The following is a 22,843-nucleotide window of genomic DNA, read 5'->3' on the forward strand; positions in this document are numbered from 1 at the left end:
TTCTTTTTCGAAAAATTTCGGGTATGGGAACAAATCTTCAGTTTGTGGCGTTGTCACATGATAGGCCCTCCCATTGGATGGTCGTCCTCTACTTTGGAAGGTATTCAGTGTCTGAAGCGACTACGACTCGAACCCTAGCCACCGACGTGAAGGGGGATGTCGACACGTCAGCGCGCCGTACCACGAAGAGCGCATCGGCCTCAAAGGCCGGAGCTACCAAGACGCCAGCCAAGAAGGCGCCCGCTAAGAAGGCCCCTGCCCAGAAGGCAACGACGACGGCAAAGACTGCTACCAAGGTTGCCCCCAAGAAGGCCGCGGCAGCACCGAAGAAAACCACGACCCGCAAGTCCACCAAGGCCGAACCTGTGGCCGAAGAGGTTGTGAAGCCGGTCGACTCCGCTGAAGAGATCGATTCGGCCGTCTCCCCGGATCTTGAGCCGGAGGATCTTGACGAAGAAGAGGTCGAACTCGACGAGGAAGACACCGACGAGGACGATCTCGAAGACGACGCTGAAGACGACGAGGACGCGAAGGACAAGGAAGACGCCGATGACGGTGTCTCGCGCCGAACCATGCTTCACGCTGAAGAACGCACCGGACAGTTCGTTGTCAAGGACTCCGATAATGCGGACGAACCAGCCCAGCGGATCCACGTTGCGGGTGCGACCGCTGACCCGGTCAAGGACTACCTCAAGCAGATCGGTAAGGTCGCGCTTCTGACAGCGGAGGAAGAGGTGGAGCTCGCTCGCCGTATCGAGGTGGGTCTCTATGCGAACTTCATCCTGACCGAGGACCGGGACAAGATTAAGGACAAGGCTTACGAACGCCGCCTCAAGTGGATGGTTCGCGATGGACAGCTCGCCAAGAACCACCTGCTGGAAGCGAACCTGCGTCTCGTCGTGTCTCTTGCCAAGCGTTACACCGGTCGCGGCATGCTCTTCCTCGACCTCATCCAGGAAGGCAACCTGGGTCTTGTTCGTGCGGTTGAAAAGTTCGACTACACGAAGGGATTCAAGTTCTCTACCTACGCAACGTGGTGGATCCGTCAGGCCATCACGCGTGCCATGGCGGACCAGGCCCGCACCATTAGGATCCCGGTCCATATGGTTGAGGTCATCAACAAGCTTGCTCGCGTGCAGCGCCAGATGCTTCAGGACCTGGGTCGTGAACCCACGACCGAGGAGCTCGCGAAGGAACTGGACATGACCGAGGAAAAGGTTGTTGAAGTTCAGAAGTACGGTCGGGAACCGATCTCCCTCCACACGCCTCTCGGCGAAGATGGTGACTCCGAGTTCGGTGACCTCATCGAGGACTCCGAGGCTGTTGTGCCAACAGACCGTGTCGCCCACATTCTCCTTCAGGAGCAGATCCACCAGGTTCTTGACACCCTGTCCGAGCGTGAGGCTGGCGTGATCACGATGCGTTTCGGCATTAACGACGGTCAGCCCAAGACCCTTGATGAGATTGGTAAGAAGTACGGCGTGACCCGCGAACGCATCCGTCAGATCGAATCCAAGACGATGTCGAAGCTTCGCCACCCGTCTCGTTCGCAGGTGCTCCGGGACTACCTCGACTAGAGGCATATCGGTTCATCGAGAATCGGAAAAGCTCGGTCTGTTGCCCGCACACTAAGCCACGATGCTTGGAGTGCGGGCAACAGCCATATCGCCAGAAGAATGTAGCCTTCTTGATGCTTTGCGTCCGGACGGCGGATTCGCGCCTCTACGCCGGATTCGTGGCGGGGTTAACCGGGGTTGCTCGCTCCCATTCGCGTGGCGTGATTTCGCCGCCGCTGTGCCGATTGATTGCCGAGTCAAGTACCTTGCGTCCTTCTTTTTCAGCACGGATGTAGTAGGCAAGTAGCGCACGTGCGGACTCAGTATCTGAGGCAGCACGGTGGCTGATCGTGTCCGTGCGGTCGATACCGGCACGCTCCAGGCAGGCCGCAAGGTTGTGTCTGCCTTCGGGAAGATAAAGATAGGACTGCTCCATCGTGCACACCCCGACCTCTCGGGGAAGAACATAGGAAAATCCTGCTCTTTCGAACTCGGCATTGAGGAAAGACAGGTCGAATGCGACATTGTGTGCCACGATGATCCTGCCGCGGATGAGCCGAATGAGATGGGGAACGAGATCGCTAAAAACGGGAGCATCTGTCACGTCGTTGTCGGTCAGCCCGTGAATGTGAGTAGCGCCGATGGCTCGCTCGGGGTTGACGAGACTCGACCAGCGATCCTTGACGGCGGCCTGATCGTTCGTGACGAGGACGGCGAGGTCGACAATCCTGTCTACCGTCGCATCGAGCCCCGTCGTTTCTACGTCAATAACCGCAAATTCCACGCCCCGATTGTCCCCCAGGTACACGCCCACACCAAACGTTGCGGCGACACGCAGGACAAAAAACTGCTGGTCACGTGGATAAATAAGTATCTGATTCTAGATCCGTACCACCGGGATGTGGCTGGAATGGTGCGCGGTAGGGGATTGGCAAGGTGTGCGGTGAGGGTCTGTGACGTGGGGCAACTTTGGGCCGCAAGCGAACTCACACGGACAGTGGGAAGAAAACGGGATGATCTGTGGTTGGATATTAATGTGAGTACATCAGTAGTAGAACCAACGCAATTGACCGCGACAGACCGTTGCGACGCATGCGGAGCTCGCGCATACGTCAGGGTTGAGCTCGAGTCCGGCTCGCTGCTTTTCTGCGGTCACCACGCCAACCAGCACCTCGACAAGCTGTCCGCCACTGCAAAGAACATTGTCGACGAGCGAGCACAGCTCACGGCCGAAAGCGTGAACTGAACTCAGAGTTTCTTCGAAAGTGCGGGCTAAGTCAGTTATTGATTTAGCCCGCACTTTTTCACATTGGCGAGGCAAAGCCCCGCTTTTCTCAGTTTCTCGCCTAGGATCAAACGGTGCCTGAATATACCGCTCGTCATCTGTCCGTCCTCGAAGGCCTCGAGGCGGTCCGTAAGCGACCCGGCATGTACATCGGGTCGACGGACTCCCGGGGCCTCATGCACTGCCTGTGGGAAATCATTGATAACGCAGTCGATGAATCTCTCGAAGGGCATGCCGACCGCATCGGTGTCACACTACTGCCCGACAACTCCATCCTTGTCGCCGACAACGGTCGAGGCATCCCGGTCGACGAAGTACCCGGCGTTGGGCTGTCCGGTGTCGAGGTTGTCTATACGAAGCTCCATGCCGGCGGTAAGTTTGGTGGCGGCTCCTACGCTGCCTCGGGCGGTCTGCACGGCGTCGGCGCCTCCGTCGTCAACGCACTGTCCCACCGCCTCGATGTGGAAGTGGATCGCGACGGTCAAACCCACCGCATGACCTTCCGGCGCGGCGAGCCAGGGGTATTCAAGGACGGTCGCACCAAGTCACCCGACAATGCGTTCACCCCGTTCACAACCGATTCGTCACTCGAAATTGTTGGGAAGGTTGCGAAGAAGAAGACCGGTACCAGGGTGCGTTTCTGGGCCGACCCGCAGATCTTCCCCGATACGACGAGCATTTCTCTCGAGCAGATTCTTGCCCGTGCAAAGCAGACCGCATTCCTCGTTCCCGGGCTGACCCTCGTGATCCGTGACGAGCGGACGAGTGACGTGACGGAAGAAGAGTTCCGATTCGACGGTGGTGTTGTCGACTTCGTCGAAGAAATCGCTCCCGATGCTGCCGTGACACGGACCTACCACATTCGTGGGCAGGGCTCGTTCATGGAAACCGTGCAGACCCTTGACCAGAAGACCGGTCACCTGGTGCCTGTCGAGACGGAACGCATCTGCGAGGTGGACGTCGCCTTGGCGTGGGGCCAGGGATACGAGACGACGATGCGATCGTTCGTCAACATCATTGCTACGCCCGTGGGCGGTACGCACGTTCAGGGATTCGAAGCGGGACTCACGCGGTCCCTGCGGAAGCTCATCGAATCGAACACGCGCCGCCTCAAGATCACGGCGAAGGACCCGAAGATTGAGAAGGAAGACATTCTTGCGGGCCTGACCGCCGTGGTCACAGTTTCCCTTCCCGAGCCACAGTTCGAAGGCCAGACCAAGGAAATTCTTGGTACCGGACCGGTCCGCGGCATTGTCAACAAGGTCGTGGGAGACACGCTGACGGAAATCCTGACCTCGACAAAGCGTTCGCAGCGTGACGAAACCAACCGGTTGCTTGAGAAGATCGTGGCGGAGATGAGGGCGAGGGTAGCGGCTCGACTCCACAAGGAGTTCTCGCGCCGCAAGAACGCACTCGAAACATCGACGATGCCCGCCAAGCTTTCCGACTGCCGCTCCGAGGCGGTTGAGAACACCGAACTCCTGATCGTTGAGGGTGACTCGGCACTCGGTACCGCGAAGCTGGCACGCAATTCCGAATTCCAGGCGCTTCTGCCGATCCGAGGAAAGATTCTCAACGTTCAAAAGGCCTCGCCGGCCGACATCCTCAAGAACGCCGAAGTTGCCTCCATCATCCAGGTCGTGGGAGCCGGATCGGGCCGCACATTCGACTTGGATGCCGCCAGGTACGGGAAGGTCATTCTCATGACCGACGCCGACGTCGACGGCGCCCACATCCGCACCCTCCTCCTCACCCTGTTCTTCCGCTACATGCGGCCACTCGTCGAAGCCGGACGCGTCTACGCGGCCGTCCCGCCCCTGCACCGAGTTGATGTTGTTGGCCGTGGCAAGGCTGCCAACGAAGTCATCTACACCTATTCCGAGGCGGAACTGACCGCGCTCCTGAAGAAGCTGGATAAGCAGGGACGCAAGTACAAGGAACCGATCCAGCGCTACAAGGGTTTGGGTGAGATGGACGCGGATCAGCTTGCCGAAACAACGATGGACCCCGCCCACCGGACACTGCGCAGAGTGTCAATGGCCGATGAGGAATCCATCAAGGCAGCCGAGGAAGTCTTCGAGCTCCTCATGGGTAACGATGTTGCACCCCGAAAAGAATTCATCATCGAAGGCTCCAGCGACGTCGACCGGGCACGGATCGACATCTGAGCCCTGGTAAACTCGGGACCATGGAATCGAACCGCGTGACGGCGCGAGCCGGGTCCCTCGACCAACGTCTGAGAGTCCCCGAGACTCTAGAATTCCCAGGATCGCACCTGGGACTCACATGGGATCTCTTGAACGAGAGCCACGTCGACGAAGTGTATGAGCTGGAACTGCGGTGCCGCCCAAACGACCGGCCCAGCACACCCCGCACCGCCGGCGACTTCGCACCGTACCTGTCCGCAGCTCCGACCGCCCACACGTACGAGGTACTCGGAGGACGGGATTCCCACGGTGACCTGCGTGCCGTCGGGATCGTTGCCCTACTTGCAGGTGCCGATTCTGAACACGTGAGCCTGCTGGAAGCCTTCATTGACCCAACCTGGCGAGGACGCGGCATCGGCCGCGCCCTCATCGACTGGCAGGATGGGCGCGCCAGGCAACTCATTTCGGCTGATGGTCGGGACCTGCCCGTCTCGATCGAGTCACGAGTTGTCTCCCACCTAACCGAGCGTCGCAGGCTCCTGGCAGCCGCTGGATTCAGCCCCAGCAGGACCGTTGAATACCTCGTCCGAACCATCGAACGCACCGAGCACAACAACCCGGTCATTCGCGCCAAGCTCGAGGCAGCAGGTGTCAGTCTCATCCCGTTCGATGAATCCCTCAATGAGGAAATCCGTACGGTCTTTAACAGGTCACAGTCGCTGAGCCTCGGGGGCAGGCTCATGCCCTCCAAGGATTTTGCTCGTCAAACCTCACAGGTGAACACTGATCTGTCGTATGTTGCGGTCACGAACGATGACAGGATCGTTGTTGGTTTTCTCCTTGCGAGGGTTGATGAGGGGGAGTACGGGAAAGAAGCCCGCATCGAATTCCTCGCAACAGAACGTGGATGGCGTAACCGTGGGATCGCGGATGCTCTCATGGCCCAGCACCTGCAAGCCTGCGCAGAATCCGGCATTGGGGACACGGGGATCGCAGTCGATACGACGCTGAACGAGACGTCAAAGTCGTGGGTGACGCGATGGGACTTTTTTCCTCGTTCCACCGATATCGTCTACGCTATCGAGATGTAATGCGGATTGAACTCAAAAGGGACCGACTTCCCGAACTGGTCAGCATGGTCGCGGCAATTGAACGGCACGACCGTGCCCCATTCAGGACCCTGCCGTCCGAACTCGAAGACTACTTCGACTCCGGCATGAACACCCGCTCCCTGGGATTGATTGTTGATGGTGTGCTGGCTGGATACGGCGTGGTACGGGACCCGGCAGACGGCGGACCCCTTCGCTGTTCGGGCGGCACCCACCCCGGCTATCGCGGGTACGGTCTTGGCCGGCAGGTCATCCAATTCTTCAACGAATCAGCTCGTGAACTTGCCGAGGATCGTGCCGATGCGCGAATGGAAATCCATGTCGATGAGGGTCGCGACAGCCTTATCGATCTCCTGATCCGAGCAGAATTTGAGCCCGGAGGTGGTTACGTACAGTTCCGTCGTGACCTGTCCAAGCCACGTTCCGAGGTGGATCTGCCCAGCTTCTTCCGGCTTATTGCCTGGTCGGAAATCAAAGACACCGAATTCGGTGCATCCATCCGTCAGCAGCTCGTTGAGCTATCCGATGCACTCGATTCCCAATTCTTCGTACCCGAGTGGTCCTTCATTGTGGTCGATGCTCGGTCGGACAGGTCAAAGCTTGCGGGTTACATCCTCTCGCACAAGTACCAGCAGGACTGGCCGGCATTCGGATGGTCGGAAGGTTATACGGAAGAACTCGTTGTCCTACCCGACTACCGCGGCCTGCACCTCGCAACCGTTCTCCTCAACGCTGCAGCCGATGCGTATGATCGGGCGGGGATGGAGTATGCGGGGATGGACATCAGCGTTGATGCTGACGGTGAATCGCCCATGCTCGACCTCTTCACCCACTTCGGCTACGAGCCCGTCCGGAACACAATCCTCTATTCGAAGCCCGTCTTTCCGGGTGGGGTCAGACTGCCTGCAGACCCCGTCGAAGAGTAGTACTCCCAATTTCGCGTGAGAGCCAAACCGGGTTCTCACGCGCCGTACAAGATCTGGATCCCATATGCGGTACAAAGCCGACTTCCACCACGCTATCTGAGCCTTATCGGGATCCACAGCTCCCTGACTACAGGGATGGCAGGAGCTCGGTGAGTGAGGTGATGGTGGTGCCATCACTATCATGCGGCACGCTTGCCGAGACCAGCAGAAAGGCTTCGATACCCGCGGAGTTAGCAGCCAGGACATCGATCGGGCGATCTCCAATGGCAATGCAGTCAGATGCCCGGATGGAATTGCGTGAGAGAATCTCGAAGATCATAGCGGGATCGGGTTTGCGGGGGAAGCCATCGGAGGTGCTGATCAAGTCATCAGCAACAAACTCTGACGTCGACAGGAGCTGAAGGGCGGAGTCGCGATCTCGGTGCGTAACGACCAGGTTCTTCCCGCCACTGCTCTTGCACGCCCTAGCAACCTCGAGGACTCCCGCCATGAGCGGAGGCGGACTCGTTTTCCACCCTTCTTTGACTTCGTCGTAGCGGTCACGAAAGAGGGAAGGAAGTACCGCTGACTGCCTAGCGAGCGTGGTGATGGCGTGTTCCCGGCTCACCCGTGTGAGGGCAGAGATCTCACTGAGGTCGATGTCGTGGCCGTGTTCTGTCAAGAGGTCAGCAAACGCGTGGTCGATTGATGGATAGGTGTCGAAGAGCGTCCCGCCCATGTCCCACACGATAGAAGTCATACCGTCATGTTCTCAGAAAACCTGTCTTCAACGGCACGTAACTGACCTGCAATTTCGGCGTATGAAAGTTTCTAAGCTTTCTTTATCTGACAAGGAAATCGATTAGCGGGTGGGGATCGGAAAAGGTGCAGGCTTGAGCAATGAAACCAACAGAGGTCATCTAATTGGTTGTGGTCGCCTCTCAGAAGAGGCGACCACAACCTACGCGTCTTGAACGTGACAGTGAGGCGACTAGCCAATACCGCTGACGATCGAGGAGAGTGGAGTGCCGGAAGCGTCGCGCTTCTCGTTCACTTCCGGTAGGTCAATCGGCTGACCGCCCGTTCCGACGGCGCGCGGATCGAGGCCGACCCAGGCGAGTGACAGCAGGTCCTCGCCCCGCAAGAAACGGTGCGTGCGAACACCGAGGGTACCCCGACCCTTGGCGGGGTAGCGGTCGAGTGGCGAGGTCTTGACGGAGCCTGTTTCGGTTCCGGGGAGAGCTCCGAACGAGCCGGTGATGGTGACAACCCTGGCCTCACCTAGGAGACCGGTTGGCACAATACCGAGCGCGCGAACGACAGCATCCTGCGCAAGCTTGATCCCGGCAACACCCTGCCCTGTGCGGCCCTGGGGCCGGACAGCATCCGCACCAAACCGCAGGAGGTACGCATCAGAGGTCACGAGAACGAGCTGGGTATCGTCACCAGCATGACCCACGCCCACAACCGAGTCACCGTCGGCAAGGGAGATGATCGTAAATGTGTCTGCCTTCGGATAGGTGGGCGTGACCCGCTTGATCTTGCCGAGGGAGGTTGCGAGCGTGACGGGCTGAGCATCCTCCTCGAGAGAGATAAGACCAACCGGTTCCGTTCCGGGTGGGAGCAGTTCCTTGAGCGGAACACCGCCGGCTAGAGACCGCGTTCCGCGGGGGAGTGCCGGGGTGTCGACCACGTCGAGACGGTGGACCTCTCCCGCTGCGGTGACGACGCCGATTTGACCGCGGGTAGTTGCTGGGACCACGGAGATGATGGCGTCGTGGGTTTGCCGGTCTGGAGTATCGGGCAGTTCGGCTGTTCGTGCGATGAGGCCCGTGACGGAGAGCGCAACGTGGCAGGGTTCGTCACTGACCTCAACGTCTTCGGCAATGATCTGTTCCGTGCCATCGGACTCGAGCAGGATGGTGCGCCTCGGGGTGGCAAACTGGCGGGAAATCTCCGTGAGCTCGTCCGCGACAAGCTCCTTGAGGAGCTTCTCGGATCCCAGAATTTCTTCCAGCTCCGCAATCGTTTTGAGGAGCTGGTCTCGTTCCGTTTCCAGTTCGATCCGGGAGAATTTCGTGAGCCTGCGCAGGCGCAGTTCCAGAATGTATTCTGCCTGGATCTCGGTTAGGTCGAAAACCGACATGAGTCGGTCCCGAGCGGCCGCCGAATCGTCGGAGGTGCGAATAACGGCAATGACTTCGTCAATGTCGAGGATGGCAAGGAGTAGGCCCTCAACGAGGTGGAGGCGGTCCTTGGCCTTGCCGAGGCGGAAGGCGCTGCGGCGCCTCGTGACGTCAACGCGGTGGTTGACGAACACTTCGAGAAGCGGCAGGAGCCCAAGTGTCTGAGGCTTACCGTCCACGAGGGCAACGTTGTTGATACCGAAAGAGTCCTCCATCGGTGTCAGCTTGAAGAGCTTCGCGAGGATCGCTTCGGGATTGACCGTGTTCTTGACCTCGATGACGAGGCGCAGACCGTGGTGACGGTCGGTGAGGTTTTGAACGGCGGTGATGCCCTGGATCTTCTTTGACTGGACGGCGGTCTTGATCCGTTCAATAACCTTCTCCGCACCCACCTGGTAGGGGAGTTCGGTGACGACGATGCCCTTCTTGCGGGTGGTGATGTTCTCAATCCGAGTGGTGGCGCGGGTCTTAAACGTGCCGCGGCCGGTCTCGTATGCATCGCGAATACCGGAAAGTCCAACGATTTTGCCGCCCTCGGGCAGGTCCGGTCCAGGAATGAACCGCATGATGTCATCCAGGGTCGCATCGGGATGGGCCAGCAGGTGCTTGGCGCCGGAAATCACTTCACCGAGGTTGTGGGGCGGCATATTCGTCGCCATGCCAACGGCAATGCCCGCAGCTCCGTTAACCAGAAGATTGGGGATCGCCGCGGGAAGAACCTCTGGCTGCTGGTAGGAGTTGTCATAGTTCGGAACCATATCGACGGTGTCTTCGTCGAGGTCCTGAGTCATCGCCAGGGCAGCGGAGGTGAGGCGGGCTTCCGTGTAACGCGAGGCGGCCGAGCCGTCGTCGAGCGAACCGAAGTTACCGTGGCCGTCGATGAGGGGCAGGCGCTGCGTGAAGGGCTGGGCCATGCGCACCATCGTGTCGTAGATCGCGGCATCACCGTGGGGGTGGAGCTTGCCCATGACGTCACCAACAACGCGGGAAGACTTGACGTGACCCCTGTCCGGGCGCAACCCCATCTGGTCCATCTGGAACAGGATGCGGCGCTGAACCGGCTTCAAACCATCCCGTGCATCAGGCAATGCACGCGAGTAGATGACCGAATAGGCGTACTCCAGGAAGGAGTCTCTCATTTCCTCGGACACGTCAATATCGACAATGTGTTCGATGATGTCGGTCGGGATGCCCGGGTTCTTGGATCTTGCCATTCCCCTATTCTTTCACGCCGAAGCGGGCAAAGCCGTGAGGTGAAACGTATTCGGATGGTGGAGACGGTCACCCGCTAAGCTGGGACACATGACCGAACAGAGCCCCCTTGTGACCGATGTCCTGGCCGGAACATGCCATGTTCTTGGATATGACCTGCCTGGCCTGGACGGTGAACGGTCTGCTCAGGCTCTTGGGCTACCGCAGGCCAGCCGCGCAGTGGTTGTTTTGGTTGATGGGCTCGGCTACCACAATCTAGGCGCACTTAAGGGACATGCTCCCTTCCTGCGCAGAAGGCTCACCGAGCGTCCCGATCCCATCAGAACCGTGTCGCCGTCGACAACAGCCGCCGCGATCACCGGCCTTGGTACGGGTCTGCTTCCGGGGCAGACGGCAATGGCCGGATATTCTTTGCGTGACCCGAACACGGGTGACCCATTCAGCCTCATCACCTGGAACACGGACTTGTGTGCCGAAAATTGGCAGCGCCAGCAAACCATTGGCGAGAAGCTCGCGGCCCAGGGCCATGAGCTTGCTGTCGTGCAGCCAGCAAAGTTCCTCGGCTCCGGATTGACGAATGCGGCATGGCGGGGCGGCAAGCCCGTTGTTGGTGAATCCCTTGAACAGCGCGTGGATGGCGCGCTTGCCGCATTGGAGTGGACGAACCTGGTCTATCTGTACTGGGGCGAAGTCGACCATGTGGGGCACGGCAAGGGGTGGCAGTCGGATGCGTGGACTGCCGAGCTAGAGAATCTCGATAGTGAAATGGCCAGGCTCGCAAGAAGACTCCCGCCCGATACGCTCCTGATCATCACCGCTGACCACGGCATGATCGATGTTGAGGAACGGATCGATGTGGCCGCCGTTCCGAGTCTCTCGGAGGGTGTGACGTTGGTGGCAGGGGAGGAGCGTGCCGCCCAGATCTACACCGAAGACCCTGATGCTGTTTCGGCCCGCTGGCAGGCGTATTTGGGCGACAGAGCCACCGTGTTGACGAAAAATGAATGGATCGAATCCGGGCTGCTGGGTCCTGTAAGTGACCAGACCCGCTCCGTTATCGGTGACGTCATCGCCTTTTCTCATGGCAGACTTGGCATCGGCGATTCCCGCTTCATGAGCGCTTGGGCGCTCAGCATCACCGGTCTGCACGGCTCGTTGACCGATGAAGAAATGGACATTCCCTGCCTGGTGGAGGTTACGACTTGAGCGAGCTTGTTTTCTTTTCCGGAACGATGGATTGCGGCAAATCAACCCTTGCTCTTCAGCTCGCATACAACCGCAATGCCAGGGGACTGGCGGGACTCATCTTTTCCCGCAACGATCGCGCCGGTGAGGGGCGGCTCTCTTCCCGTCTCGGACTCGACGTGCCCGCCATCGAGGTGGAAGCGGACACGAACATTTGGCAGCTCATCACCGAACACCGCATGCGCGGTGAGCGTGTCGATTTCCTCGTGTGTGACGAGGTCCAGTTCTATTCAATCGAGCAGGTTGAACAGCTCGCCCGGATCGCTGACGACATCGGTATCGATGTTTTCGGTTTCGGAATTACCACGGACTTTCGGACAAAACTCTTCCCGGGATCGGCGCGGATGATGGAGCTGGCGGACAGGGTCGAGCGCCTCCAAGTTGAAGCGCTCTGCTGGTGCGGTGCTCGTGCGACACACAATGCTCGTACGGTTGGCGGATTGATGGTGACCGAGGGTGAACAGATCGTCGTAGGTGACACCGGTAATCAGGCCGAGGTTGGCTACGAGGTGCTGTGCCGCAAGCACCACATGAAGTCGATGACCGCTGCCGCAGTCAATGCCTCACCACTGACCGAGGATGCCCTGCCCCTGGGTGAAGGCACACGCTAGACCCTGACCCGGTGTAAATCCATCCCCGTTGCAATTCCATCTGAGATATTGAGGCCCCGCTGACTGGACTCAGATCTGTTTCAGAGTTCGGGTAATGTGCGGCTTATAGGACAAAATGTGTTGGTCGGGTCGTGTTTTAGAAGCTAGGTCCAGGAGTTCGGGTGGGGGCTGGTGTGGTGGAGCTCGTTCCAGACTGCGATGGTGCCCATGACGGGCAGGCCGATGTCACGCTCATGGCTCTCACGGCGAGCCGCTGCCTGATAGAGCTCACTGATCTGGGACTCGGTGGGCATGGTCTGCAAGATCATGGCCGGACTCAACGGCGTCTCGGTATGCATGTAGCACCACCACATAATCGCTTTGATACGCCGCTCGAAACTCATTCCCCGATGATCACGCAGCAAGGCACGCAGCTGGGTGTTGACTCCGCCCTCGATCCGGTTGTTGGTTGCCGGCAGCGGCACTGCCAGGTAGGCCGAAGCAGGATAATTCTTGGGGTCAACAAAAGTGAACAAAGTCGAGGAACGGATTAAGGTATCCAAGCTCGATCGTGCGGTGATCAGTCGCTGATGAGTGAACACTGTCCTGCCAGTAGCCAGGGTCGTTTTCTCAGCCAGGAACTCTTCCCACCGGTTGCGCCACTGCCCGTACGCCACCAGCCACGCGGCTGCCTCAACATTCGTTGATACTTTCATCAGAGCCTTGGCCAGCCCGTAGATCTCTACTCCTGCCTGGGTTCGCGGGCGCGTGGTGGTCTGCCGACGGACCTGGCTGAAGGCGTGGAACAGGCAGCGTTGGACCTTGGTGTGTGGCCATAGCTTCCGTCTGGCTGCAGCAAATCCCTGCCCGCCGTCGGTGACCACCGCGTCGGGGGCGGCGATCTTCGACAGAAGGGCTTCCCATGAGGTGGTGCGCTCGGTACGGGCCAGGTGCCAGCCGAGCACGTGGGTGTTGCTGGTGGCGATCAAGATGACGGCAAGCCTGCCGAGGTGGATCCCGTCAACGTAGACGACCCGGTGGACCTCGTCCACGATCGGGGGTAAAGGCCACAGTGCCCAGAAGCGTTGGGTGCGGCGCCGGTAGGTGCGCCCGGCCCCGGGCAGGTCTCGTTGGCGCTTGCGGGAGAACAAGAAGCTCAGGAACAGGGCGAGGTCTTTCGCGTCCGTATTGATCTGTGCGACCTGGGTTGTCCCGCACGAGGGGCATCGGTAGCGCTGGCGTCCCGTGCCGGTCTTTCCGTACCGGGTCATGGGCCGCTGACAAGGACTACAAGAAGGCGTATTCACGCCTTTAATCAGGCAACTCCAAACCTGCTTTTATGGTGATAACACGCCCATAAGTCGAGGTGAAACCAACACCGAATGTCCTATAACCTGGCTCCAGGAACCCAACTCTGACCCCGACCTTTTAGCTCTATGCCGGGGGAAAGTCGCAGTGAAACCAACACGTAGTGTCCACCTGTGAAGTTGAAACCATCGAACTTCAATCCCGACAAAACGTTGACAGCAAGCCGAAAAACCCGACCCAAACCAACACCAAATGTCCTATAAGCCTAATGTGCGCGGCTCAGTTTCTTTGGGATGCGAGGATGCCCGCCGATCCAATGGGACGGCGGGCATCCTCGCGTTTGCGCAGTCTCTCTAGTGTTTGGACTGGCCGAAGACAATCTCGTCCCAGGAGGGCATCGCGGGGCGGTTACCTCCCCGCTTGCGGCGCTTCGGAGTACCCTGGGCAGGCTTCTTGAACAGCCCGTCGTCACCGCTGCCGTCGTCATTCTTGTTGGTCGACTTCGCATTTGCCTCGGGCTCGGTCGTCACGTCGTCCTCAGGGGGCTGCGACGAAGAGACAGCATCTGACTTCTGTCCTGAAGCTTCAGTTGATGAGGTTGCGGACGCCGCATCGGGGGAGACTGCCTCCTGTGCGGAACTGGCCAAGAGACGTGCAGTATTCTCTGCCTCGGTACCGGCTTCCGGCTCGGTGCGTGGCGTGCGAGCCGGCCGGGGAGGAAATGACAGAACGGTGGCATCGGTCGCTTCCTCGGGACGGGAAGCGGGGGGATGTGCTGCGGGAGGCAGATCCTCATCGTCGATCGTCATCGCCTGCTTCGTTCCCCTGCGTGCGGAGAGGGTATCGAGCATGGAAACGATAGCGCTGTCAGAATCCTCACGCGGCTCGGGAATGGACTCGGCCGCGGGTTCGGTTTCTGCCTCATTGGTGTGTAAGGCGGAGACTGACAGGGGGCGCCACGGAGAATCCTTGACCGGAATTTCGGTCTCGGAAAGCCAGCGTGCCTCATCATTCAGCGCGGTCAGGGAGCTGGTCTGTTGGTCGATGGACCAGGAGGCAACCGTCTCGCGCCCGGCCACCGTGTAGGTTGCTGTTAGCTCCCAGTTTTTCCCCTGTTCGCGTATTGCGCTCCAGGCGATACTGTCAGATTCCACGTCCCGGGACTTAAGTCTTGACGTGACGAGCTCCTCAACGCTGAGGGCACCGATCTCGTGACCGATCCGATAGGCGCGTGCCTGAGTGGCGGCATAATCACGTTCCGCAAGGATCGGGAACTCGTAGGGGGAGAGCTGCGAGGCGGGCATGGACGTCAGCTCGGACAGCTCCTCGAGGGTACGGCCGGCACGGAAGTGGGCCTGAATGTCGCGGGGGGACATGGGTTTGGGTTCCTCGGTCGGGCTCACGACACGGTCGCGACGTAGCGCGGCACGCAATTCATCAGTAATGGGTAGGGAGTACCGGTTACCGTCTGAATCGTTCAGCGTCATGTGGTTTCCTTCGGGCTGTACCCCAAGAAACTCAAGCTCGAGCATATGTGTCCTCCTAGATGACATCTCCTCCAAGGGTGCCAGCTTATAGCTGAAAAGCGGGTAATAGTCTCGGAGTGTTCAACAGTTTATCTGGCCTCCTTGACGGAGGCACTAAGGGACTTGCATAATTCGCACGGAAAGGGCAATAATGTCCCCGCTACCAGGAAGGTAGCGAACCTAGGGTTATGGAAGCGGAAATATGGCGACTGATTACGATGCACCGCGCAAGCGCGACGAAGATATCGAGGAGGACTCACTTGAGCAGCTGAAGACTCGACGTTCCGATCATCAGTCTGGTTCGGTCGACGTGGATGAGGCTGAAGCCGCTGACTCGTACGAACTTCCCGGAGCTGATCTGTCCAACGTTGAACTTGCTGTCGCGGTTCTGCCCGCACAGGACGACGAGTTCACCTGCTCGGAATGCTTCCTGGTTCACCACAGGAGCCAGCTGGCTTACGAGAAGGACGGCATGCTTATCTGCTCGGAGTGTGCTTCCTAAGCACGGACATGAGTCTGTCCGGCTGACGGGTATAAAGAATCCAACTCTCAATCGGATCCGCGTCATCGATATTCTCGATCTCGACAGCGGTCTTCACCCAGGGAGAGTAGAGAGTGAAATGCTGGCCCGTTGACCATTCAGCAAGTTTTGTTCGGACTGCTTCTTCATCAAGATCATTGACCTCGCCAAGATGTGCGAGGTCAATGTGTGCCCGGTTGCAGAAGAGCTCAACACCGCTCACTCCGGTGCCTGACTTCGCGATCTTGATCCTCGGCGACACGAACCAAACCAGTGCGGGACCGGCAATCGCGAGAACGACGAAAGCAATGAGCGCGGCTGCTTGAGAGAAGGGCAAAAACACGAGCCCCATAATTCCCGACACGGCGGCAACCGCAAGGAGAACCCAGGTCCCGGGATAGAGCTTTTCTGAGTAGTAGGTCACCGGTCAAGCATCCCATCTTCGCGGCACAACCAACAAACCTATCTCTTGGTAGGGTGGTATCGATCAAGACTGAAAGGCGCAAGAATTGGCATTCTTCTCGCGACGCAAGAAGCAGGGCCCCGTCAGCGAACCCGAAGCCACGGAAGTGGAACAGGATCCCGTAGCCGAGGCCACTGCCAGCGACGGGCCACGCGACATTTCCCTGGTTGACACCGTTGACGGCATGCACAACTTTGGTGTTCTGCACCTGCCGAAGAAGCCCGGTATCAGGGTCCAATTCACCATCAACAAGCGCACCCGGGCAGCGATTGGCGCCCTGGTTCAATTTGAGGGAAGTGCCGTCACACTCAATGTCTATGCAGCACCCAAGAACACCGGCCTGTGGCACGACATCCGTGAGGAGCTGTCCGAAACCGTGTCCGGTTCGGGAGGGACCGCGAACTTCCGTGAAGGACCGTTCGGTCCCGAGATCGAGGCGATGGTCCCGAAGAAGGATGTCAACGAGATCCGCCACGTCCGCTACGTTGGTTTCGATGGCCCCCGCTGGTTCCTGCGTGCCACCATCGAAGGCGACGCGGTCACGAACGCCGACGTGCGCGCGATCGTCGATGACTACTTCCGCGAGGTCGTTGTTGACCGGGGGAGCGAACCGCACCCGGTCCGTGACCTCCTCGAACTGGAAATGCCGGACTCGGCCCGCGAGCGCGTGGAAGCGAAGTTGGGCACGCTCCCCGCCATCAAGACCCGCGGTCCGGAACTCCCGGAGCTTGCATGAACACCTCCGGTGAAGTTGAGTTCACCGGAAGAATTCAGGCGATCACCCTCCCCGCGGTGAACGCCCACCCCACCTTTAAAGTCCAGGTCGAAGACCATGACGACATGGTGGAACTAATTTTTGTGGGTCACCGTGACCTACCGGGATTCCGTGTGGGACGGTCCATGACGGCCCGCGGGAAGATGCTCACTACTCCCCGACGCATGATGTATAACCCGATCTACTGGTTGAAAGCGGACTCGACATGAGTAATACCGAAACTCCCGTTCCCGGCAAGGGCGGCCTCGCATCCGTTGTCGCCGATGACTTCTCGGTCTGGGAAGCAGTGGGTGGGGTGCGCGGCCTCATCGAGGCCGTTCTCCCCTCAATTCTCTTCGTCGTCGTCTTCACCATCACCGGTGAAACCGTCCCCGCAGTCCTGACCGCAGTCGGCACCTTCGCCCTCTGCCTCATCATTCGTCTCATCCAGCGCATCGATATCACCCCCGCGCTCAGCGGCGCCATCGGAGTCCTGATCTCGGCCGTATGGGCCTGGCGCTCCGGGGAAGCAGGTAACTATTTCGCGATGGGGCTGTGGACCAACGGTGCCTACCTGGCAGGTCTCCTCATCTCCATTATCGTTCGGTGGCCGATCATTGGAGTCGCGGTATCCCTCCTCAAGGGTCGGGACCAGTCGTGGCGTAACGATCCACAACAGGCTGCGAGGAAGCGCCGCTACTATCTTGCGACCTGGCTGTGGGTCGGGATGTTCGCCCTCCGCCTCACAGTCCAACTGCCTCTTTATCTTGCCGAGGATCAGGTCGAGGCTCTCGGCATTGCCCGGGTCCTCATGGGACCGTTCCTGTTCGGTATCGTCGCCTGGTTCACGTGGATTCTGTGCCGTGAGCCGGGCCAACAGATCGTCGTGGGGGAAGATACAGGTGATCCCGGGCAGTCATCTGATGGCAATGGTGGCGTTGCCGAGTCACAGGGCCTGGCAGCGAACAATGAAGATACTCCCGCAGCGGATGATGCTCCTCAGCCTGATGGCAATAACACAGCCCGGTAGAAGAGCTGAACAATTATCGAAGAAAAGCGTCCCGTTAGAACCTCCGTCGGTTTCTAATCAAGGGACCGACGGACGCTCTGACAGGGACCGAATGCTGTGTAACAGGGACCAACTGTCGAATACCTGGAAGCCGCATGAGTGTTCACCTCAGCTTCGGGACCTCGCCTGAGCTACTGACAGCCGAGCAAGGCGAAGCCTCAGCGGAAGACGTACGTATACGATCCGGGATCCTTCTGTCCGTGGCGCTTTCTATCCCCTGTGAAGCATGCACTTTTGGTGCTTCAATGGTGACGAGTTTAAATGCCTAGTCTTCTGTCGAAGAGTCCTCACCCGTCAGGTCAGCACCCATGAGCTGACCGATGAGGTCGAGATCGGGCTCTGCTTCCTCGGAGACGAGGAGGAGGATCTGGTCCCCACCTTCAAGGGTGAGGTCTCGTTCGGCGTTGAGTGGATTTCCGTCACGAACAATGGTCGTGAGAACAGCTCCGGGTGGGAGGATCACTTCGCCAATCGACATCCCCACCACGGGAGCGGAATCGGTGAGGTGCGTTTGATAAAGGGATGTGCCGGAACGGTGGAAGCGAGCCATTCGCACGAGATTACCTTCGGAAACCGCTTCCTCCACGAGGGAAGTCATGATCCGCGGGGTCGAAACGGGTACGTCGACGCCCCAGTTCTCATCGAACAGCCACTCATTGCGGGGGTTGTTGATGCGGGCAATAACCCGGGGCACCCCGTAAACAAGCTTGGAGAGCATCGAGGTGACAAGGTTTGCCTTGTCGTCACCGGTTGCGGCAACGATGACATCGCAATCGTCGATTCCGGCCTCGGCAAGGGCCTGCGGATCGCATGCATCACCGAGCAACCAGTCCACATCGGGAACCGAAGCCACCCTCATTGCCTGAGTTTCTTTATCGATGAGGGTGATGGAGTGGGATTTGGAGGATAGCTCGCGGGCAATCGACCGACCGACCGAGCCGGCCCCGGCAATAATGACCTTCACTCTGTGTCCTCCTTCGGTCCCGTAGCCAGTACGGTCTCGGCACGGCGAATCGTGCTGGGAGAGGCCACGATCCTCATCTCATCACCCAGTTGCAGGACTGTGTCGTAGCGGGGAATAACTCCCTCGCCGCCCCGGACAAGGAAGGCGACACGCACGGGCAAAGCATCCTCCACCTCGGCAACCGACCGTCCCAGCCAGGGTTCACCGATCTGAACATGATAGATCGATAGGTCCGCAGTGGAATTGCGCAGTTCGACCTGGGCGGGGAGCGGGATGAGTCGCCTCATGACCTGATCCGTTGTCCACGACACCGTCGGGACCGTGGGGACGCCGAAGCGTTCGTAGATGGCGGCGCGTTCGGGATCGTAGATGCGTGCCACCACGTTGGAGACCCCGAAGGTCTCGCGCACCACGCGGGCCGCAATGATGTTGGAGTTGTCGCCGGAGGAGACGGCGGCGAAGCCGGCCGCTTCGGCGATTCCGGCTTCTTCGAGGGCTTCCCGGTCAAATCCGACACCCGTGACGCGCTGGCCCTCAAAGCTGTCTGGTAGGCGCAGGAAAGCATCCGAATCCTGATCGATGATGGACACGGAATGGCCGCGATTGGAGAGTTCGGTGGCGAGTGAGGCCCCCACCCGCCCGCATCCCATAATGACGTAGTGCACGGTACGTTACGCTACCCCAAGTCGGTCCGTGGCGTAGCCTAAATTCATTATGAGAGTCGTACACGTACCGGGTGAATATCGGCAGTTGCGGATTGTGACCGCAGCGGGCCTAGCCTTCCTCGCGCTCTACCAAACCCCGCAGTCACTCCTGCGGGCAGGACTCGGTTCAGACGAGCCCCTGAACTATGCCGCGGCCCTCGCGATTGGCCTGGTGGTGCTCCTGGCCTGCTGCATGGGGTATCGGGTGCTGGCACGAGTGCTGAACAGGACCGCCGACCACCGGGTGGTTGCTCGTTATCTGTCCGATGTCTCCGGCATCGTCACAGCCGCGGCCAAGCTCGTCGCCTACGTCCTCGTGGTTGTTCTCGCTGCCGGGATTGCGGTCAACTCGCTGCTACCGATCCTGGATCTGCGGACGGTTTCAGCCCCTCTCATCTCCGCCGTGCTCATTCTCCTTCTCGCGTTGCCGTCGATCTTTGCGATCCAACCGAAGGCCCGGTTCCTCTACGTGCTCATGATCCCCGCAGGCCTTGGGATTATCACGATTGTCGGTGCCGGACTTCTTCTCGAGCTTCTGGACGGGATTGATCTCGACCGGGTGATCTCCGGGGGCACAATCAATGGAAGGGCAGGGAGTGGCCTGAGTTCTTCGCTCGGGATCGGGGCCCTCGGGGCATGCCTGCCGGCAGCGCTCGCCGGACTCTTAACCGAGCGGTCCTTTGGGGAGACGAGCGTCCGCCGGGTTTCGTTGCGCTCGGTCCTCACGGTTCTCGTCCCCACCTTCGTCGTAATTTCCGGATACCTCTACCTCGTTCACCTGGTCGAGTTCCCCACCAACCTCCGGCTGTCACCGGTTCTAGCGCTGGGGGAGATCTTCTTTGGCACGACCGGTGCCGCCATCATCGGGATCCTGTTCTTCGTTGCGGCAATGGCGATCGGTCTCGCCGCCTATGCTCAGGTGGCGTTATACATGAGGGCGCTGGCGACCGACGGGATTCTGCCGAAGAACATGGCGCCGGCCGATGCTCACCGGCCCCGCCGCATCGTCATCGCCACGATCGCCATCAGCTGCGCTCTTGCCTCACTTCTCATGGAGACCTCCCTCGGAGTGTCGACAGGGCTCGTGATCGTCATGTTCACGAGCTTCTTCATGGTCATGATGGGACTTGTAGCACGGGGCCGGAAGATCATGCGTGACTCGACCGTGCTCACCGAGCGCCGGGACGCTCAGCTCTCCATCCGCATCGGCCTCCTCCTGGGACTGCTTGCCCTGGTGGTGCTGGTGCTGGCGGCCATTGTTCAGCCGTTCTACACGATCGTTTCCTTCGGGGTGCTCCTCATCCCCACCTTGATCCTGCTTCTTTTCCGCAGAGGCCGCGGAAAGATTGGTGAGACCCTGGCTGCACAAGACCTGTCCCAGGGCCGAGTACTTCCCACCAGGGTGCACGTCATAGTTCTCGTCGACCGGCTTGACCGCCCCACCCTCCAGGCCATCTCCTACGCCCGTGCCACACGCCCCTCGACGATCACCGGTCTCGTTGTTGACGTGGACCCGAACAATACCGAGAAGCTCACCCGCGACTGGCAAGCAGCGGAACTGCCGGTTGAGCTCCGGATCCTTGGCACCCCGAAGGGTGCGGAGCGTCGTCCCGTGATCGAACACGTCCGGTCGCTACGCAAGGCAGCGCCCCGCGACATTGTCATCATCTATGCTCCCCGCGTTGTGTCGACCTCCGCCGCGTGGAAACGCTTCTTTGTTCGACATTCCACACCCGCGCTCCTGTCCGAGTTGAAATTGGAACCGGGTGTTATCGTGGCTGAAGTTCCCTACCAGTTGGAAGATAGTGAAGAGCAGTGAAACGTGAGTTAGTGGCGGGATCGCCGGTCCATGGTGGCTATACGCTGGCGCGGGATGAGGGGCGAATCATCCTTGTTACCGGTGCCGCACCGGGCGAACGGGTCGAGGTCGACATCGACGATAGCCAAAAGACCTGGACCGGAACCGTCACGAAGGTTCTCGAACCCTCCACGGACCGTGTCGACCACGTCTGGGACGTGGCGGGCGGTGCCGAGCTTGGCTACCTCAAGAGAGCGGCACAGCTTGAATGGAAGACCGCCGTCCTTGAAGACTGCATCAACCACCTCGGTGGGGGACTAGGCGACCACCTGAAGGAACGCGGCCTCGGCATCAACGTTCGCGAAGTCGGTCCTGGACTTGGTACGAGAACGAGACTCGATCTGGACGTTAACGACGAGGGCAGGCTTGCCATGCACGCCTACGCCTCCAATGACCTCGTCGCGATTGAGAACATGCCGCTCGCAACCGACGCCATCAACGCGATTATCACCGGCCAGGACGACTGGGCGGGCACGTGGAAGCCCGGCGACAGGGTCAGGATTGTTGACCCGTCGGGGCAGGGCACCGTTGTCGCCGTTGGGAAGGACGTGTACCGGGCACCGGGGGAGAAGACTTCTCCCAGGGTGCTGGAGCGAGCCGCAGGATATTCGTGGGAAGTGACCGCTACCGGATTTTGGCAAACCCACGAAAAAGCACCCGTGACGCTACTTGACGCGGTCCTCAAGGGAGTGCGGCTTCGCAGTACGGACCGTGTGGCAGAATTCTATGGGGGAGCGGGGTTCTTCACCCTCCCGCTCACCGATCAGGCACGTGCGGTTCGCATGTGGGAAGGCAATGCGGTAGCGGTCCGCGACGCCAAACGCAATGCCCCCAATGCCCGGATCGCCCAGGCCGCCATCAATCCCAAGGTTCTTGCCGAGGGAGCCAAGGGCTCCGATGTCGTAATCGCCGACCCCTCCAGAGCCGGCCTCGGTATTCCCGGTGCCACCGCAATTGCGAAGTCAGATACGCAGGCAATCGCACTGGTTTCCTGCGACCCGGCTGCGATGGCACGCGACGTGCGGGCCATGGTCGAAGCGGGACGTCAGGTCATGTCCCTCGCGTCCTTCGATCTTTTCCCCCACACCTCCCACCTCGAAGTGGTCACCGTCCTCGCCTAACGAGGAGCCAGGTACTGAGCAGAAGATTCTTCGCTCCTTCAAGGCCATAGGTTTTCACGAGTCGACCGAGGTCCACGACTTCCTCAAAACGGTCAACGGACGGTCAAGTCGGAGTAGGGTGGGCGTGGGTGCGTTGGTGACGGGATCAGCTCAACCGGGCTGATTGTGAGCTTGCGCCGATAAATGCAAAAGACCCAATTGCGGAACATGTTTATGTCCAAAAAAGGGCTTGACACGGGACAAGTTGGGTTGCTGGCAGTCATAAATTGGGATATCTTGAAATCGAGATATTCGCGATTTTTGTCGCCTGAATTGAGGAGT

The 22,843-nt window shown here is 59.5% G+C and carries 21 protein-coding genes; 13 read left to right on the top strand and 8 right to left on the bottom strand.

The window, feature by feature from the left end:
* Nucleotides 1-77 precede the first annotated feature (77 nt).
* Nucleotides 78-1,577 (top strand): RNA polymerase sigma factor, encoded by a 1,500-nt coding sequence (locus BN1241_RS10520; RefSeq protein WP_082418323.1) that lies wholly within the window; start codon nt 78-80, stop codon nt 1,575-1,577.
* Nucleotides 1,578-1,722: 145 nt separating this feature from the next.
* Here the strand turns inward: BN1241_RS10520 and BN1241_RS10525 are convergent, their stop codons facing one another.
* Complete coding sequence (locus BN1241_RS10525; RefSeq protein WP_187117632.1) at nt 1,723-2,340, bottom strand: 3'-5' exonuclease; 618 nt, start codon at nt 2,338-2,340, stop codon at nt 1,723-1,725.
* A 252-nt stretch (nt 2,341-2,592) separates the two neighbouring features.
* Between BN1241_RS10525 and BN1241_RS10530 the strand changes: the two genes are divergently transcribed.
* From BN1241_RS10530 to BN1241_RS10545, 4 genes are all read left to right on the top strand, one after another.
* Nucleotides 2,593-2,802, top strand: a complete 210-nt coding sequence (locus BN1241_RS10530) for a DUF7455 domain-containing protein (RefSeq protein ID WP_082418378.1) — start codon at nt 2,593-2,595, stop codon at nt 2,800-2,802.
* 113 nt (nt 2,803-2,915) lie between these two features.
* Entirely contained in the window at nt 2,916-5,009 is a 2,094-nt protein-coding gene (locus tag BN1241_RS10535; protein WP_054953533.1) for a DNA gyrase/topoisomerase IV subunit B, read from the top strand.
* A 20-nt stretch (nt 5,010-5,029) separates the two neighbouring features.
* Complete coding sequence (locus BN1241_RS10540; RefSeq protein WP_054953534.1) at nt 5,030-6,079, top strand: GNAT family N-acetyltransferase; 1,050 nt, start codon at nt 5,030-5,032, stop codon at nt 6,077-6,079.
* On the top strand, nt 6,079-7,023 hold the full coding sequence (locus BN1241_RS10545) for a GNAT family N-acetyltransferase (protein ID WP_054953535.1): 945 nt from the start codon (nt 6,079-6,081) through the stop codon (nt 7,021-7,023). The genes BN1241_RS10540 and BN1241_RS10545 overlap by 1 nt, the downstream gene beginning before the upstream one ends.
* A gap of 127 nt (nt 7,024-7,150) precedes the next feature.
* On the opposite strand, the gene BN1241_RS10550 is transcribed toward BN1241_RS10545, so the two are convergent.
* Nucleotides 7,151-7,762, bottom strand: a complete 612-nt coding sequence (locus BN1241_RS10550) for an HAD-IA family hydrolase (RefSeq protein ID WP_054953536.1) — start codon at nt 7,760-7,762, stop codon at nt 7,151-7,153.
* 231 nt (nt 7,763-7,993) lie between these two features.
* Entirely contained in the window at nt 7,994-10,402 is a 2,409-nt protein-coding gene (locus BN1241_RS10555) for a DNA gyrase/topoisomerase IV subunit A (protein ID WP_054953537.1), read from the bottom strand.
* Between the two features lie 88 nt (nt 10,403-10,490).
* Between BN1241_RS10555 and BN1241_RS10560 the strand changes: the two genes are divergently transcribed.
* Together BN1241_RS10560 and BN1241_RS10565 are read left to right on the top strand one after the other, a co-directional pair.
* Entirely contained in the window at nt 10,491-11,606 is a 1,116-nt protein-coding gene (locus BN1241_RS10560; protein WP_082418326.1) for an alkaline phosphatase family protein, read from the top strand.
* On the top strand, nt 11,603-12,256 hold the full coding sequence (locus tag BN1241_RS10565; protein ID WP_054953538.1) for a thymidine kinase: 654 nt from the start codon (nt 11,603-11,605) through the stop codon (nt 12,254-12,256). Before BN1241_RS10560 ends, BN1241_RS10565 begins: the two co-directional genes overlap by 4 nt.
* Before the next feature lie 143 nt (nt 12,257-12,399).
* Here BN1241_RS10565 and BN1241_RS10570 read toward each other — a convergent pair whose 3' ends face one another.
* Both BN1241_RS10570 and sepH read right to left on the bottom strand, forming a co-directional pair.
* The gene (locus BN1241_RS10570; protein ID WP_261795459.1) at nt 12,400-13,542 is read right to left on the bottom strand and encodes an IS1249 family transposase; all 1,143 of its coding nucleotides are present in this window, start codon (nt 13,540-13,542) and stop codon (nt 12,400-12,402) included.
* Nucleotides 13,543-13,896: 354 nt separating this feature from the next.
* Nucleotides 13,897-15,096 (bottom strand): septation protein SepH, encoded by a 1,200-nt coding sequence (sepH, locus tag BN1241_RS10575; RefSeq protein WP_082418327.1) that lies wholly within the window; start codon nt 15,094-15,096, stop codon nt 13,897-13,899.
* A gap of 175 nt (nt 15,097-15,271) precedes the next feature.
* Between sepH and BN1241_RS10580 the strand changes: the two genes are divergently transcribed.
* Nucleotides 15,272-15,571 (top strand): DUF4193 domain-containing protein, encoded by a 300-nt coding sequence (locus BN1241_RS10580; RefSeq protein ID WP_054953540.1) that lies wholly within the window; start codon nt 15,272-15,274, stop codon nt 15,569-15,571.
* Here the strand turns inward: BN1241_RS10580 and BN1241_RS10585 are convergent.
* On the bottom strand, nt 15,546-16,013 hold the full coding sequence (locus BN1241_RS10585) for a DUF3093 family protein (protein WP_054953541.1): 468 nt from the start codon (nt 16,011-16,013) through the stop codon (nt 15,546-15,548). The genes BN1241_RS10580 and BN1241_RS10585 overlap by 26 nt on opposite strands.
* A gap of 85 nt (nt 16,014-16,098) precedes the next feature.
* On the opposite strand from BN1241_RS10585, the gene BN1241_RS10590 reads away from it, so the two are divergent.
* Genes BN1241_RS10590 through BN1241_RS10600 form a run of 3 tightly spaced genes read left to right on the top strand, consistent with a single transcriptional unit; the run spans nt 16,099 to nt 17,836 of the window.
* The gene (locus BN1241_RS10590) at nt 16,099-16,788 is read left to right on the top strand and encodes a DUF3710 domain-containing protein (protein WP_054953542.1); all 690 of its coding nucleotides are present in this window, start codon (nt 16,099-16,101) and stop codon (nt 16,786-16,788) included.
* Nucleotides 16,785-17,036 carry a single stranded DNA-binding domain-containing protein gene (locus tag BN1241_RS10595; protein ID WP_054953543.1) on the top strand — a complete coding sequence of 84 codons (252 nt, stop codon included), beginning with the start codon at nt 16,785-16,787 and terminating at the stop codon, nt 17,034-17,036. The genes BN1241_RS10590 and BN1241_RS10595 overlap by 4 nt, the downstream gene beginning before the upstream one ends.
* Nucleotides 17,033-17,836: a DUF3159 domain-containing protein gene (locus tag BN1241_RS10600; protein WP_054953544.1), complete on the top strand. Its 804-nt coding sequence runs from the start codon at nt 17,033-17,035 to the stop codon at nt 17,834-17,836. The genes BN1241_RS10595 and BN1241_RS10600 overlap by 4 nt, the downstream gene beginning before the upstream one ends.
* A 304-nt stretch (nt 17,837-18,140) precedes the next feature.
* On the opposite strand, the gene BN1241_RS10605 is transcribed toward BN1241_RS10600, so the two are convergent.
* A complete protein-coding gene (locus BN1241_RS10605) occupies nt 18,141-18,839 on the bottom strand; it encodes a potassium channel family protein (RefSeq protein WP_054953545.1) in 699 nt (232 codons plus the stop codon).
* A complete protein-coding gene (locus tag BN1241_RS10610; protein WP_054953546.1) occupies nt 18,836-19,504 on the bottom strand; it encodes a potassium channel family protein in 669 nt (222 codons plus the stop codon). The genes BN1241_RS10605 and BN1241_RS10610 overlap by 4 nt, the downstream gene beginning before the upstream one ends.
* Nucleotides 19,505-19,553: 49 nt before the next feature.
* Here BN1241_RS10610 and BN1241_RS10615 point away from each other — a divergent pair, with 49 nt between their 5' ends.
* Both BN1241_RS10615 and BN1241_RS10620 read left to right on the top strand, forming a co-directional pair.
* Nucleotides 19,554-21,362 carry an amino acid permease gene (locus BN1241_RS10615; RefSeq protein ID WP_082418328.1) on the top strand — a complete coding sequence of 603 codons (1,809 nt, stop codon included), beginning with the start codon at nt 19,554-19,556 and terminating at the stop codon, nt 21,360-21,362.
* Nucleotides 21,359-22,522, top strand: coding sequence for a class I SAM-dependent RNA methyltransferase (locus BN1241_RS10620; protein ID WP_147599412.1), 1,164 nt, complete (start codon nt 21,359-21,361; stop codon nt 22,520-22,522). The genes BN1241_RS10615 and BN1241_RS10620 overlap by 4 nt, the downstream gene beginning before the upstream one ends.
* Nucleotides 22,523-22,843 lie beyond the last annotated feature (321 nt).

The sequence above is a fragment of the Flaviflexus massiliensis genome (assembly GCF_001375495.1).
Lineage (GTDB): Bacteria > Actinomycetota > Actinomycetes > Actinomycetales > Actinomycetaceae > Flaviflexus > Flaviflexus massiliensis.